The 14,631-nt window shown below is 60.6% G+C and carries 12 protein-coding genes; 6 read left to right on the plus strand and 6 right to left on the minus strand.

Translation table 11 applies throughout. The features are described from left to right. Nucleotides 1-22: 22 nt before the first annotated feature. The 3 genes from DBIPINDM_RS01335 to DBIPINDM_RS01345 are packed head-to-tail and all read right to left on the minus strand — an operon-like array spanning nt 23 to nt 1,808. Nucleotides 23-1,162 carry a site-specific integrase gene (locus tag DBIPINDM_RS01335; RefSeq protein ID WP_258581087.1) on the minus strand — a complete coding sequence of 380 codons (1,140 nt, stop codon included), beginning with the start codon at nt 1,160-1,162 and terminating at the stop codon, nt 23-25. A gap of 2 nt (nt 1,163-1,164) precedes the next feature. Then, nucleotides 1,165-1,551: a type II toxin-antitoxin system VapC family toxin gene (locus DBIPINDM_RS01340; protein WP_258581088.1), complete on the minus strand. Its 387-nt coding sequence runs from the start codon at nt 1,549-1,551 to the stop codon at nt 1,165-1,167. Continuing rightward, on the minus strand, nt 1,551-1,808 hold the full coding sequence (locus DBIPINDM_RS01345) for a type II toxin-antitoxin system VapB family antitoxin (RefSeq protein ID WP_258581089.1): 258 nt from the start codon (nt 1,806-1,808) through the stop codon (nt 1,551-1,553). Before DBIPINDM_RS01345 ends, DBIPINDM_RS01340 begins: the two co-directional genes overlap by 1 nt. A 168-nt stretch (nt 1,809-1,976) precedes the next feature. Here DBIPINDM_RS01345 and DBIPINDM_RS01350 point away from each other — a divergent pair, with 168 nt between their 5' ends. The 5 genes from DBIPINDM_RS01350 to DBIPINDM_RS01370 all read left to right on the plus strand — a co-directional run bounded on the left by DBIPINDM_RS01350 (nt 1,977) and on the right by DBIPINDM_RS01370 (nt 11,289). Continuing rightward, nucleotides 1,977-2,999 (plus strand): DUF1403 family protein, encoded by a 1,023-nt coding sequence (locus DBIPINDM_RS01350; protein WP_258581240.1) that lies wholly within the window; start codon nt 1,977-1,979, stop codon nt 2,997-2,999. A 5-nt stretch (nt 3,000-3,004) separates the two neighbouring features. Continuing rightward, complete coding sequence (scpB, locus tag DBIPINDM_RS01355; protein WP_258581090.1) at nt 3,005-3,727, plus strand: SMC-Scp complex subunit ScpB; 723 nt, start codon at nt 3,005-3,007, stop codon at nt 3,725-3,727. Between the two features lie 200 nt (nt 3,728-3,927). Further along, a complete protein-coding gene (locus DBIPINDM_RS01360) occupies nt 3,928-7,731 on the plus strand; it encodes a TerB N-terminal domain-containing protein (RefSeq protein WP_258581091.1) in 3,804 nt (1,267 codons plus the stop codon). Continuing rightward, nucleotides 7,728-9,050 (plus strand): ATP-binding protein, encoded by a 1,323-nt coding sequence (locus tag DBIPINDM_RS01365; RefSeq protein ID WP_258581092.1) that lies wholly within the window; start codon nt 7,728-7,730, stop codon nt 9,048-9,050. Before DBIPINDM_RS01360 ends, DBIPINDM_RS01365 begins: the two co-directional genes overlap by 4 nt. Next, complete coding sequence (locus DBIPINDM_RS01370) at nt 9,031-11,289, plus strand: DEAD/DEAH box helicase (protein WP_258581093.1); 2,259 nt, start codon at nt 9,031-9,033, stop codon at nt 11,287-11,289. Before DBIPINDM_RS01365 ends, DBIPINDM_RS01370 begins: the two co-directional genes overlap by 20 nt. 352 nt (nt 11,290-11,641) lie before the next feature. Here the strand turns inward: DBIPINDM_RS01370 and DBIPINDM_RS01375 are convergent, their stop codons facing one another. Genes DBIPINDM_RS01375 through DBIPINDM_RS01385 form a run of 3 tightly spaced genes read right to left on the minus strand, consistent with a single transcriptional unit; the run spans nt 11,642 to nt 13,947 of the window. Continuing rightward, nucleotides 11,642-13,048 (minus strand): exonuclease domain-containing protein, encoded by a 1,407-nt coding sequence (locus DBIPINDM_RS01375; RefSeq protein ID WP_258581094.1) that lies wholly within the window; start codon nt 13,046-13,048, stop codon nt 11,642-11,644. Nucleotides 13,049-13,055: 7 nt separating this feature from the next. Then, on the minus strand, nt 13,056-13,574 hold the full coding sequence (locus DBIPINDM_RS01380) for an ImmA/IrrE family metallo-endopeptidase (RefSeq protein WP_258581095.1): 519 nt from the start codon (nt 13,572-13,574) through the stop codon (nt 13,056-13,058). Nucleotides 13,575-13,587: 13 nt separating this feature from the next. After that, nucleotides 13,588-13,947 carry a helix-turn-helix domain-containing protein gene (locus DBIPINDM_RS01385; protein WP_258581096.1) on the minus strand — a complete coding sequence of 120 codons (360 nt, stop codon included), beginning with the start codon at nt 13,945-13,947 and terminating at the stop codon, nt 13,588-13,590. A 152-nt stretch (nt 13,948-14,099) separates the two neighbouring features. Here DBIPINDM_RS01385 and DBIPINDM_RS01390 point away from each other — a divergent pair, with 152 nt between their 5' ends. Beyond that, nucleotides 14,100-14,627 carry a hypothetical protein gene (locus tag DBIPINDM_RS01390; RefSeq protein ID WP_258581097.1) on the plus strand — a complete coding sequence of 176 codons (528 nt, stop codon included), beginning with the start codon at nt 14,100-14,102 and terminating at the stop codon, nt 14,625-14,627. Nucleotides 14,628-14,631: the final 4 nt, after the last annotated feature.

A 14,631-nucleotide genomic window follows, 5' to 3' on the forward strand; every position in this document is an offset into this window, starting at 1 on the left:
AGGGGAGGGGTTTTATCGCCGTTTACAGTCCTGATGCCTTGGTGAGATTAACACGAAAACGGTCGCGCCGGCGCTGATAGCGGCGGGTCATTTCGGCGGAGGCATGGCCGAGTTGTTTCTGCACATAGCGCTCATCGACCTCGGCCGAGGAGGCAAGGCCGGCGCGCAGCGAATGCCCCGAGAATTTTGCCCCACGCTCCCCTTCGGCCAGGTCGCCGCGAACACCGGCAGCCAGTGCAGCGCGCTTGACCAGCCGCGCGACCTCCTGGGGGTTGAGGCGCTCGGCGCCAACGGCCTTGCCTTGACCGGTGACGCGCCGAAACAAAGGGCCATGGCCAATCCGCGCCAGTTTCAGCCAGGTCTGCAGAGCGACTACCGGACATGTGGCATCCGCGGAACCGCGGCCGATCTCCACCTCGCGCCAGCCAGTTTTGCCGCGTATGTTGACCAAAATTCCTTTGTCCAAAATCTCGACCCAACCCGAAGACTCCTCGGTCTGATCGCGCGAAAAGTCCAGGCCGACGATTTCCGAGCGCCGCAGCCCGCCGGCGAAGCCCAGAAGCAGCATGGCGCGGTCGCGCAGGCCGCGCAGCGCGCCGCGGTCAAGGGTCTCGAGCATGGCGATCAGGTCTTCCGGCAGAATGGCTTCTTTCTGCCGGGGCGGGGAGGCGTGGCTGTTGCGAATGCCGGCCAGCACGGTGGCGATATGCCGGTCCTTTCTGTCCAGCGGCTGGCCACGCTGAGAAAAATTCCAGGTCAGCGAAGAGAGACGTCGCTCGATTGTCGAAACGGCGTTCGGCTTCTTATCGCCCGTTACCTTACCGGACGCGCAGGCCGTAATGGAAAGGCCGACGAGCTGCGGATCGGGCGGCAACACATCGAGATGCTGGCGGCGCGCCCAGGCGCAAAAATGCTTCCAGTCGGCGGCGTAGGCGCGCCGGGTGTTGGCTGAGCTTGCCGCCTCGACGTAATCGCGAGCGCGCTCGGCGAGCGCGTCGAGATGTGCCGGCAGGCGGGGATTGGCGACGGCCGGAAGGGGTGGGGAGGGGGCTTCGGTTGACGGTTCCTCCGGTGCGCGTCCCATCTCCATGACCACATCGATGATGTCGGGAAGATCGCTCTCTTCGGAAGTAGCTGCTGAAACTTGACCTTCGTCAGCCATCCTTATGCCGCCTCGATATCCGTCTGGGAGAAGTCCTTGCCGATGAAAAGCAGCGGCTCATCGGCACGCTTTGCCAAAGCGTAGGAGAAGCAATCGGCAAAGTTCAAGGCGGCAGGATGACGGCCCTTGCCGTAGGAGAGCCAAGCTTGGGTGGCCAGATCAACCAATTCGGAATCAACGGGAATGATGTTGGCCCCGATCTTGTGAAGCCAGAGATCGATCTCCGCCAATGCGTGTTCGCCGCGCCTGCTGACCAGCACCATGCGTGCTTCGAGCACACAAGTCGCCGGAACCAGACGGATTGGATCGGAGACAAGGGCTTGTTCAAGCCTTGCTGCCTCGGGTTCGCTACGCAGGATCGCCACAATGGCTGAAGTGTCGATCACCATCAGTTGGGAATTCCGTGTTCGTCGTAGCCGATGATCTCCTCGTCAGTGCGATTATCCCGTTCAGGCAACCGCGCCAGTCTCTCCCGGATTGAGCGCAGCTCCGCGAGCAGGCGCTCCTGCGCAGTGTCACCGAAACCCATGCGATGCAGGCGCTCGCTCAAGGCCTGATGAATAGCCGCCGTCTTGCTGATACCCTGGCGGCGCGCGAGCTCGTCGGCCAGCGCGACGGTTGCCGGATTTTTGATATTGAGGGACACGACAGGCTCCAAAAGTCTACCTTTGCGTCAGTTTCTACCTGTGGTCGGCAGAGATGTCAATAATGAACGATAATGCAACATTATCGTTCGTTTTTATTGTGCGACAGGCACAGCGCTTTTTGTCCATTTCTGTTGCCAAAAGCGCCGCCATGATTCATCGTGCTTTCGATGATTCTGCGTCCCAAACCCTCTCCTCGCCACCACGCCACGCTTGCCGGCGCCCCTTCGACCGCGCCGATGGCAACGGTGCCGGCCTGGCTGCGCCGGGCCATCCCGGATGCGCAACGCCTTGCGGGAAAAGATGTTGAGGACGTGGCGCTCGTCGCCGGCGCCGCCATCGGCACGCTCGATGCTATAGTCCGCCGGCAAGAGCGGTGGGCCGGCGCCTGGCGGCAGCGCCTGGCGCTTTCGGCCGCCGCGGCAACGGCGAAGCAGGCCGGCCGTGTCGAGGATGAAGGCGCGCTGCGCGACGCCGTGCTGCTCACGCGACCGGGCGATTTTTTGTCCGTCGGTCCCGCCGGGCTTTTGCTGCTCGGCTGGCGCCGGCTGGCAGCCCGGCCGGCGGAAAACCTGCTGAAGGAGAAGAGCCTTGTCGCGGTGCTGGAGGAGTTCGGCTACGCCGGCGACGACGAGGTGGTCAGCAACCTGACGGACGATCTTCGCCAACTCGCCGCCAGTGACGCGACGGTGGGAATGATGACCGGCGCCATAGCGACCGCCGAACGCCACGGCTTTGGGCGCACTCTTGGAGCCTGGCTCGCCGACGCCCTGCTTGCGCAGCGGCTGGGTTGGGTACACGCGGTGCCGCTGCTGGGCGCCGAGGCAGCCTTGGGCACAAGCGCTCGCCCGCGTCGATCGGCAGCCAGCTCTGTAGCGACAGGCATTGATACAGATCCTGAGCGTGCCAAAAGTCTGCTTGCCGCGCAGGCGCGGGCTGCGCTGCGCGCCATTGATCTTTCCGCCGAGCTCGAGCGTCGCGCGGCAAAACTGCTTGCCGTTGCCCCGAAACTCAGGGCCAAGGCGGCGGACGCTGTTGTCGAAAAGCTCTTGTCCGACGACGCGATCGTCGCATCCGAAAAGATCGCTGGCATGAGCGATCGCGGATTGCGCCGCCTGTTCGACCGGCTGGTTGAGCTCGGCGCCGTGCGCGAGCTGTCCGGCCGGCCAACCTTCCGCATCTACGGACTCTGACGACGATGGCGGAGGCAGCGCGCAGACGAGGAGGGAGCCGGTCAGATGACCGTCGATCAGGCGAACGGCGATCAGCTGACCAGCTGTTTGACCGGGAGCTGGATCACCTGCCGCCGGAGGCGCGCTGGCGCGAATGGATGCATCGGGTCGAGGCGACGATTTTTGCCGCCAGCGAGCCGGTCGGCCGCGAGACACTGGCGCGGATCGTCGGGAAAAGCTGCAGCGTTGACCTTTTGATCGATGACATTCGCGAGGAGCTGCGTGGCCGCCCTTACGACGTGGTCGCCGTTGCCGGTGGCTGGAAGCACCTGACTCGGCCGGCCTATGCCGATGCCATCCGCGCCGCGGTCGGCGGTAACGAGCGCGCGGCAGAGCTGACGCAGTCGGACGTGCTGGTGCTGATGTGCATCGGCTACTTCCAACCGATCACCCGCGGAGAACTGTCGTCGTTCTTCGGCAAGGAGATTTCGCGCGACCTGATCGGCCATCTTCGCGGCGCGAAGCTGATCGCTTCGGGCCCGCGCAGCCCAACACCGGGCGCGCCCTACACCTACGTTACGACAAAAGAATTCCTGCTGGAGTTCGGGCTCGACACGCTGCGCGACCTCCCGGATTTCGAAGCGCTCGAGGATGCCGGACTGCTGTCGAAGGAGAAGCTGTTGGCGGGCGATATCATGCCGGACTTTGCCGGCCTCCAGGAGGCCGTTGAAGTCGAGACCGACGAATAGCTGGACACAGACGACGGAACGACCGCTACGTCTGCTTGTACCTGATCAAGAGATTGATCGGGGATAAGCAGTGGGCAGCCCGACAGGTGGCGCATTGTCCGAAATTTGCGGCATATTTCGGACATGGGTCGAAATTCAGGCCGGCCTCGTTTGGGCCTCCCTTAGGGCCCATCGTTGTCATCGCAGATCGGCTATTGTGAATGGAGATCCTGTCCGTGCTGAACGAGGACGAGTTCGAGGGGGAAGAGTGCAATCAAAGGAGATCGGCAGTTTCTGCTGTTGAACGTCCCCTCATTCAGAGGAAATGTGTTAGCGCGAGTTCTCAAAAGAACTCATCCCAGCTATGCTTAAACTGGGACGGCGGGGCAAAAGGGATGAGGTTGCCATTTTCTTGGACTGTGATGGTCGCCTTGGCGACAGCATTGAGCGTCACAGACCCCGCAACTTCACAGGAATCTCAACATTCCGCTCGGCAGATTCAACAAGCGCTTGCCGACCATGGGTACGATCTCGGGACCGCGGATGGAATTTGGGGACGTCGGTCCATCAGTGCGCTCAAGGCTTTCCAGAAAGCGAACAATCTTCCTCAGACCGGTACTTTGGACGAAGCGACGTCAGCCGCACTTTTTCCGCAACCCCAGGTGACGCGTGGCCCGTTGACGCCCATAGCCACGCACTCGCCCCCGTCGCTCTTAAAGAAGCCTGGTGTTCCAACGAAGACAACTCCACAGACAGGTCACGGTGAAGCCCGGCAAGCTGATGGCGATGTCCACCAGGCGCCGCCTTTGGCGGCGCACACTGAGGGGGCGTCAGCCAAATCCGATCGTTTGGAGCCCGAGCCCAATAAGGTCGGCGAGGCGCCAACCACCCCCACACCGCGTTTGATCTATTTGGGCCTGCTAGCGGTCGCAACCGCGTTCTTCTTCTTGCGGAGACGGCGAAGAAAACCGGGCGCGGACCCGGTTCCAGCACGGTCCGGAAGTAAGAGCAGCGAACCTGATCACGGTCTCGACCGGTCGATCAGAAGTAGCAGGCACCGCCTGCGTATTCCGAACGATCGCGTGGTGCCAGCCAGCATTGCTGATAGAAGGCAGCCAGTCGAACAAACGCCGATCCTGTCGCCGAACATTGCGGCTTCAATCGCAGCACACAACGCCGCTGTCCACGATTTCATCCGTCAGAGAGGAGCAATCAGACGGCCAAAATCGGGGGCCAATCCTTCAGCCAGGCTGCCGGCACCTCCTGCAAAACCGAGTTGGGAAAGCTTAGAGGCTACCAAGGTCACCCCGGTAACGACAACAAGCGACGGATCGCTCGCATCGCATATTGCTCAGATAGCGGAATCCATTCGAAGCCGCGATCCTGTTCTCATTCTACCTACGGCCGCAACGGATCAGACGCAGCCGTCGGGTTCCGAAAGCAAGGGCAGCCAACTTGATAGCAGTCTCGACCAATCGGCCAGAAGCAACAGGCACCTCTTGGTTCGGAACGATGTGATCGTTCCAGCCAATATTGCAGTTAGAAAACAACCGGTCGAACAGAAACAAACCTTACCATCAGATATTGCGACTTCTGTTGCGGCACATAATAAAGCTGTCCACGACTTCATCAGACAACGCGGAGCCTTTAGACCGCCCGAACCAGCGCCTAATCCTTCAGCCGCTCCCGCAGCAGCGGGTTGGCAAAGCATTGAGGACACCAAGGTCGCCCCCGCAGCGCCAACAATCGAAGGATCGCTCGCATCGCATAATGCTCAGGTTTCGGATTTCATTCCGCAGCGCGGCCCTATTCTTGTTCCTAACACGGCCGTGTCGGACCAGCCGCGCTGGTTCGACCGGCTACCCCCAGTGCGAGCGAGCCCCGCCGCGAGCCAGGCGCAATGGATTCCGGCTAATTCCGAAACGACGGTCGGAAGCCATAACATTCGCGGGGGCATGATTTATGTAGGTGAGCATCTGCCGAGACAGGGAAGTTCAGTCGACGCGGAGAACTGTCTGATCGATCCGAGGTTGACCGTGGCCGCTCGCGGCGATCCGCTGGGTCAAACGATGGGCTACTGGCCGTCTTACTCCCGCATTTCGCCCGGGGCGCGAAAATCCTATCTGGACTGGCTTGCTGGATCGCGCTCCGATCCCGACGCCTATATCGGATACGTGTTCCTCAATTTCTACGGTCTCGAACGACGCCTCATGTTGGAGGAAAGCCCAGCCGACGCCGATGGTGTCGTTGCCGAGGTTCGTAGGCTGTTGCAGGTGTACGGAGGGAATGGTTCGTTCAAGCGCTATGCCGGTGAGCTGCTTTCGGCTTACCAGCTCAAATCGGCTCAGTTGCCGGAAAAGCTTCATCTGGAGGTCGAGGAAAATAGCTACGACATCCCGATAATGCTGAAGGTTGCCCTCGGGATGCGGGTGCGCAGCGGAGACGCGATAGAGCCAGATCTTTTGCTGGCTTACGTCATCGCCGATCCTGAGACGCGGGTGCGAACGCCGGCGCGACGGGCACAGACTGTATTGCGAGAACTGTTCGCAGAAGCGGTGGAGAAGAAATATCCCAATGGCGTGCGCGTTGCGGCAGCCGGAGTGCGAAAACTGAGGGTCAACTACCGTGCGTGCAGCGGGACGTTCGATCTTGAACTTCGCCCCTTTGGCGGCGACCTGCCGGACATCACCAATCGCAGCGAACCGATAGGCGCCGCACGCCGCATCTTTGATGACTGCACCGATCGGCTGGACGACTACAGCCGCATGCTCGGCCGTTCGGTAGGACTGAGGCCTACCCTTGCCGCCGTGGCTCAGCTGCCTTTGGGTTTGCGCGTGAAGAATGCGGAAGAGCTTCCTGGTCAGCCGTTGAGCCGGCTCCGGGAACTGGTGAGCAATGGTGCCCTGGTATCCATTCAGCAACTCGCCCAACTGGCCGGGATGGAGCCTGGCAAAATTGCCACGCGGGCCAAGCAGAAGGAACTGTCGGGAATTCTGGCCGCCCTCGGCTATGGCAACACCGCCGACCCTTGCTTTTCTCTGAAGTCCGCAAAGCCAGACGCACTGGCAATGGTCTTTGCCCTGGAGCGCGAAGCTGAAGCCGATCCCGAACTGGGCCAGCACTACCGCCCCATGCAACTGTCAATCATGCTCGGCATGGTGATTGCGTTCGCCGACGGTCTCCTCCACCCCCTGGAGGAACGCAGGCTTTTCGAGAAGATAGACAAGGCGCCCGGTCTGTCTAGGGACGAACGTGTCCGCCTCAAAGCCGAGCTCAAGGTCTGCGCGGCCGATGCCGGCCGCGTTGTGGACTGGACCAAACGCATAGGGGACGTGCCAGCGGACCGCCGCGAAGATCTCGCCGATGAATTGGTGGCTGTAGCAGCCGCAGACGGAACCCTTCACGCGCGAGAAGTGTCGCAGCTCGAGAAGCTGTTCCGGCAGATGGGTCTGGACGAAAACTCGCTGTATTCGCGACTGCATGGCAGTGTCGCGCCGCAGAACAGGCCGCGCGACGGAAATGACGATCTTCCCCTGGTTATCCCCGCCGGGATTCAACCGCCCGGCATTCCGGTGTCGCCGGCGTCCGCTGGCGCGCCTGCGACGCGCGTCGACATCTCGCGTCTCGAAGCGATCCGACGCGAAACCCGCAGCACCTTCAGCGTCCTTGCCGATATCTTCGTGGACGAAGCAGAGCCGCCGATCGAGCTTCAGCCCGCGATCGAAGAAATCGAGACGTCCAATGGGGATGCGCGCTTCGATGGACTGGAGCGACGCTATGCGTGGCTTCTGTCGCAACTGATCGAGCAGGAAACCTGGACGGCTTCGGATTTTGAGCGTTTGGTGCGCAATGCCGACCTGATGCCGGGCGCGGCGAAGCAAGCACTAAACGATTGGTCGCTCGACCGCTTTGACGAACTCGTCCTGGATGGCGAGGACCCTGTCATCGTCAACCCCAGCCTGTTTTCCGAAGCTACTCCCCAACCTCCGTCGCTTACCGTATCCGTCGAAGGAATGTCAGCATGACGACAAAACCCCCGCCGATCAAACCGAGAGATCGAGACACCATTATTAGCGCCTTGCGCGCCGGTGTCGTGCCGCGCATCGGTCTCCAGCATATTCAGGTGGGGCGCCAGCGCGAGATCGAAGCGCTGATCCAGGACATCGAGCGGATCAGCAACGGCGGGTCGAGTATCCGTCTCGTCATCGGCGCCTATGGTGCCGGCAAGACCTTTTTCCTGTTTCTCATCAGGCAAATTGCACTTCAGCGCAAGCTTGCCGTCTGCCAGGCCGACCTTTCTCCGGATCGCCGCATCCACGCCACCGGCGGGCAGGCGCGTACGCTCTATGCCGAGCTCGCCACCAGTCTTGCGACCCGTACCTCTCCAGACGGAGGGGCGCTTAGAAATATCCTGGAAAGCTACATACAAAAGGCGTCGGAACGCGCGTCCTCAAGCGGGACGACTATTGAAAACGCCATCAAGGAAGGCCTTGTCGATCTTCGCGAGATGGTCGGTGGCTATGATTTCGCAACTGTCATCGTTGCCTATGCGCGGGGTTACGAGGAAGGAAACAGCAATTTGCAGGACGCCGCGCTGCGTTGGTTGCGCGGCGAATATACGACCAAGACAGAGGCGCGAGGCGATCTGGGCGTGCGTACCATCATCGACGACGCGTCCTTCTACGATGGCCTGAGATTGCTCGCTCGCTTCACAAGACTGGCTGGCTTCGGCGGCCTGTTGGTCTGCCTCGACGAACTCGTCAATCTCTACAAGCTGCAGAGTGCCCAGGCCCGCAAACAGAACTACGAGCAGATCCTGCGCGTCTTCAACGATGTCCTGCAGGGCACGACGCAGGGCATCGGCTTCATTCTGGGCGGCACACCAGAATTTCTGCTCGACACGCGGCGCGGCCTTTACTCCTACGAGGCCTTGCAATCCCGCCTTGCAGGGAACAGTTTTGCCGGCAATGGCCTGGCCGACTATTCCGGACCGGTGGTCAATCTGCCGAACTTGACGCCGGAGGAACTCTACCATCTCCTGGAGCGGCTACGCGACGTCTTCGCCGCCGGCGATCAGGAGAAATGGCTCGTGCCAGACGCCGCACTCCACGCCTTCATGGACCATTGCGCCAACCGGATCGGCGAGGCCTATTTTCGGACCCCGCGCAACACGGTGAAAGCCTTCGTCGATCTGCTCGCGATCCTCCAGCAAAACCCCGGCACAGATTGGAAAGACATGCTCGGCGCAGTGGACGTCGCGGAAGATCGAGGCGGTGCAGGCGACCTGCCCATCGACGACGTCGAAGGGGGAGCGGACGACGAGCTTGCAACCCTCCGCATTTGACACGCTTTCCGAGCCGGTCAGGCGCTGGATATGGCAGCGGAAATGGCCGTCGCTACGGGATGTCCAGGAAAAAGCTATCCCGGTCATCCTCGCGGGCGGCGATGTCGTAATCTCCGCACGCACTGCCGCCGGCAAGACCGAAGCCGCCTTCCTGCCGTTGTTGACCCGGTATGCCGAGCACGCAGGCAGCGCCGATGGCTTCGCCATCCTCTATGTGAGCCCGTTGAAGGCGTTGATCAACGATCAGCACCGGCGGCTGGAAAGCCTGTGCGAAGGCAGCGGCGTGCTCCTGCACAAGTGGCATGGCGACGTGTCGGCGGACGCCAAAACGCGAGCACGAAAACGACCGTCCGGTGTCGTGCTGATCACTCCGGAATCACTTGAGGCGTTGCTCGTCCGTAGGGGCGGGGAGGTTGCGCAGATGTTTTCGCGCCTCGATGCGGTGGTCATCGATGAGTTGCATGCCTTCATCGGTACAGAGCGTGGCATGCAGCTGCAGTCGATCCTCAACAGAATCGAGGTGGCGACCGCGCGAGACAGCATCGATCGAATTGGGCTTTCAGCAACACTTGGCGACATGAGCCTCGCTGCCGAGGCACTGCGGCCCGGCAAGGGCGCCAGTGTCACGATTGTGGAAGGCAGGGACGAGGGAAACGGGGTCCGTTTGCAGATCCGGGGTTATCTACTGGACGGCACCGCTCCTGGCGATCTCACGGTTACCACAGACGATAGCGATCCGGTGGGAAAGCCGACCGAACCATTCGAACAATCGACTGTCCCCGCAGCGCTGGCGTCCGACTTGTTTCGTCTGCTGCGCGGCCAGAGCAATCTGCTGTTTGCCGGATCTCGCGCCAATGTCGAGGTCTATGCTGACATGCTGCGTTCGATGTGCGACGAAGCGAGCTTTCCAAATGAGTTCTTCCCGCATCATGGCAATCTCGCTAGGGCGATGCGCGAGGAGGTCGAAGCGCGGCTTCGGGACGATCCGCGGCCGACCACGGCGGTCGCGACCACCACCCTGGAACTCGGAATCGACATTGGCGAGGTTGAGACAATCGCGCAGATCGGGCCGGGTTTTTCGGTCGCGTCACTTCGCCAGCGCCTCGGCCGATCCGGCCGCAGGGCCGGAAAGCCCGCAACGCTGCGTATGTTCGTCATCGAGGCTCCCATTGGCAAGGGACGACACCCAATCGACCGGCTTCGTCTGGATCTGGTTCAGTCGATCGCGATGGTCGAGTGCCTGCGAGCGGGATGGTGTGAGCCGCCAATGCCAGCTGGGCTGCATCTCTCAACGCTGCTCCATCAAGTGATGGCGCTGATCGTGCAGACCGGCGGCGTAAGTCCGACGGTCGCCTGGAAGCTGTTGTGCGAGCGCGGCCCCTTCCGAGCTGTTGACAGGACGCTGTTCGCCGAATTGCTTCGGTGCATGGCCACACCTGAAAACCAGTTGATAGAGCAGTCCCCGGAAGGCTTGCTCATGGTCGCCGAGACCGGGGAAAAGATCACGGAATCGCACGAATTCTACGCCGTCTTCGCCACTGAACGGGAGTATCGGATCATTCACGATGCACGCACGCTCGGCACCTATCCGCTGAGCTCTCCGGTGGCACGTGGCGAAACCATCATTTTTGCCGGGCGCCGTTGGCGAGTCATCGAAATCGACGATCGCGCCCGTATCATCATGGTCAAGTCGACACGGGCTGGAAAGCCACCGCACTTTAGTGGCAAGGGGGCGGCCATCCACGATCACGTGGTGGCAACGATGCGCGCGGTTCTCGCATCCGATGAGGCCTACCCCTATCTCGATCCTGCCGCCAACCGCCTGCTGGATGAGGCGCGCGGTTCTTTCCTGGACCTGCAGCTGGATCGCCGTTCAATCGTAGCGCACGGGGAAGGGGTCCTGATTTTCCCTTGGGTCGGAACCAGGAAACTGCAGACCCTAACCCTTGCGCTGCTGTCCCGCGAGTTCAAAGCATCGCATTTCGGTCATGCCATTGAGCTTCAGGAATGCCAGGCCGAGAAAGCCATAGAGACTCTGCAGGACATAGCTGGTTCGCCGGCGCCAGACGGAGAAGAACTTGCTGCTCGACTGGCGCAACCGGCATTGGCAAAGTTCGACACGTTCCTGAGCGATCACTTGATGACATTGGTCACAATGGTGGAGAGAATCAGCGCCAAGGACTTGCCCCCGATCGCCACCAACGCACTGGGAAATCATACGAAGTATGAAGTTGCATAACCTGCGCTCAGCATCGATCATTTGCCGGAGCACAGGAGGAGAAACTAACCCGTGTGGTCGAAATCCTGTACCCCGATTCGAGGGCGCGCTGACGGAAGCTGCTGGCCCGTAAACGACACCTCGCAGATTTACGGCTGGGAGCCAACTGGCGACGCTGGGCTCCAGACAATGGGCGTCTTGTTTGGCCGGAAAGCAGCCTGGCAGCATCTGCACAAGTGCGCGAATTCCGGACGTTCAATTCGATGTACATGGGGCTTGGATTGGCCCAAAGCGGACGACGGACCTCGCCCGCTTATGTCAGAGCCGGGCACCAGACGGCGATCTTCAGAGGATCAATAGTTCAGGCAGAGCATCACGCTGGTACAGAAGCTAGGCGATCGTGCCAAGTTACAAGATGTGCCCTATGCATCTGTAGATGCGCCTGATCGGCTGTGCTTGCCAGGGCAAGCATGGACTCGGCTAACTCTACTGCTGCTGGGATCGTCAGCCAAGGCTCCATCCCGTCCAACCCGAGAACACGCCGCCGATGCTTCTCCGCGTGATGGGCGCGTTGGTCGTTGGTGAGCACGCCGGGACTTTCCAGATAGACCAGTTCTTCGCCTAAAACGCGCAGGCGCCCATCCCGGATGCTCGAAAGAATGGCCTGCCGCTGGCCCCACGGCGCCGCGTGAAACTGTTCGAGCACTGCGAGGTCGTTGTCGCCGGTGAATGTATCAAAAATCTGCTGCTCGACATGGGCCGAAGGCGGGTAGACCGGCAGCGACGCTTCGCGCGCGGCGACCAGCCGGCCCGTGAGCACCGGATCATCCCGCAATCGTCGTACGCGGCGTTCAAGTTCTGCGTCGTCCAGAAAACGCGCTTCGGTTCCAGATGGGGCATCCTCGACCCCGAAGATCACGGGGCACCCGTTGACTTTTAGCTTCTTGATCGGACGGGGCATGTTGGCCAGTCGGTCAGTCAGTTCATCATCGTCGAGGGCGGCCAAGTAGTCAGGATCGAACTGAAGATCGTAGGCGTAGTGAACATTTTTGTCGGTAGTCGAAACGCCAATCCGCGTGACAAGCCAACTATATGCCCTGCCCTTGTAGAACTCAGCCATGCCGAAGATGGGCTCATCGAGGACATATTGTAGGACGGTTGATTTCTGAGCGAAACGCATGAAGTTGTTCCAGACGTCAGGCGCCTCGTTCATCAGGATGCGTGCGAGGTGAAGGGTCGCGTCGATGTCGGCCCTGGCATCATGGGCATTTGGGTGATTGAAGCCATTGGCGCGTGCAAGCTCACCTAGGTTGAACAATGGCGTGTCGTAATCGCTGTAGGTGACGCGCAAGGCCCCAGGCGAAATCAGGTGAGCGGCGCGTGCAACCTTGAGGATGTCGGAGCGGGAATTTCCGTCCATGACGGTGAGATATGGTCGATGCAGCGTTTTATAGAATGCCGCGCGCAGGAAATTCTCGTCGAAGCCTATATTGTTGAAGCCCATGAACATCGATGGGCCCCATGTGCGCATGGTCGCCTGGATGGCGCGGACCATCTCGTAGTGCGAAGGCAGCGCCGGGTTGACCAGTTGCGCCGGCGTCAGCCCGTTTACCTTCATGGCCTCCGGGCTGGGTACGACGTGGGGCAGCATGCGACTCTGGAATTGGGCTTCCTGAAGCGGCTGCAGATCGGCATCGGTCCTGACGGCAGCAAACTGTAGAATCTGATCGTAAGGCCAGTTCGTGCCGGTCGTCTCGGTGTCGTAGAACACGAATGCCATGCCGCCCTCACTTCGTTGCGGATACACTCTTCAGTCGGTACTCCATCATCGATTTACTGACGCGGAATTTTCGTGCCAGCTCATCCAGCGGGCTTTCGTCATCGATATCGGCAGACGCCAGCCGACCATGAAGAATCTTCTGGAGAAGTGGCAGAGGAACAAGCAGCGCCGCCGCGAAGCGGTTCGCTTGAACTTCAATGGGCTCTGTACCGAGCGATGATTGGTTGTCGCGGTTGAGCAGCACCGGCACGGAAAAATCCTTGTCCACGTGCACCTCGTTGGAAAGCAGGTCGCGATGCAGCTCCAAGTGGCCGCATTCGTGAGCGATGGTGAAGCGCTGACGGTTGATATGATGCAGGGCATTGACGCCGATGATCGGCGTGCCGTCCTTAATGAAGATCATGCCCGACAGCTCATTATCGAGCGCAGAGTAGCGCACGACGGCGCCGAGGCCCTTGGCAATTCTGTCGACGGGTATGGGCGCAGTTTCTCCTAACTTGAAACGCTGCAGTACGGATGCGGCCATCTTCTCTGGTTGGTCAGCGCTTAGCCTGCTTGGCAACGGTCTCTCCCCCTTTTGCAGTTGTTGGTTCGTCCATTAGCAATTGCGCGAGTTGAGCGCGCTGATGCGCCGGAAGCTTCGTCGAGAATTTGACCTCGTCGGCGGCGGCGACATGACGGGCAGGTCTCGGCAGCAGGTCTGCCGGTTCGATGCCAAGCGCGGATGCGAAAGCGAAAAGCTGATGGACCAGCACCTTCTGCTTGCCGCCCTCGATGTTGGCAAGCGACGTTCTGGAAAGTCCGACCTGCGGCGCAAGCTGTTCCTGCGTGAGCTTCAGTTGTTTGCGCCGCTGGCGAATCAATCCGCCGATTTCTGGATAGACCCAGTCATGGTTCATGTCTTGTTCTACCTCTCGGGCGGCGAGATTGTCAATGTCGCAAACAAGGTTTGTAAAACGGACATTAAAAATGTTTGCTATTGACGAATTATGGTATCGGCCGTAGTTCTGGCGATGTCGACGTGATCCGCGGCTGACTTCAGGAGACCAAAATGGCATCTGAGATTTTCGTACATGCGAACGGGCGCAATCCCGTCGTGGCCTCGGTCGAGGACACAGACAAGCTGACCGATGTGCTGGACCGCCTGGGGCTTGGCGATAAGGACTTTGCCGACGGCCTCGTTTTCGTCGGCGAGAGCGAGGACGTCTTGGAGGACTTCGAGTCCGAGGACGGCGAGGACAAGGCCGAGCCCGTCGACCGCAAGAAGTCCGTGGCGGATCTCGAACTCGGGAAACGCCGTCACGTCCACGTCACTCGCTGCAAGCGCGTGAAGATCGAGGTGCACTATGGCGCCAAGACCAAACACCGCAAGGTCGCGCCGTCGACGACGGTGGCGACGTTGACGAAATGGGTGCGTAAGGCGTTCAAGCTCGATCCCGCCTCAGCTGCCGAGTACGTCCTCCAGATTACCGGGACGACGACTCAGCCGCGCGGCGACACCCATATCGGCGAACTGACCAGCGCGCCGGTTTGCGCTGTGGCGTTCGACCTCATCAAAGAAGTAACGCCTCAGGGGTGAGATT

Source organism: Mesorhizobium sp. AR02 (assembly GCF_024746835.1).
In the GTDB taxonomy this organism is placed as follows: Bacteria; Pseudomonadota; Alphaproteobacteria; order Rhizobiales; family Rhizobiaceae; genus Mesorhizobium.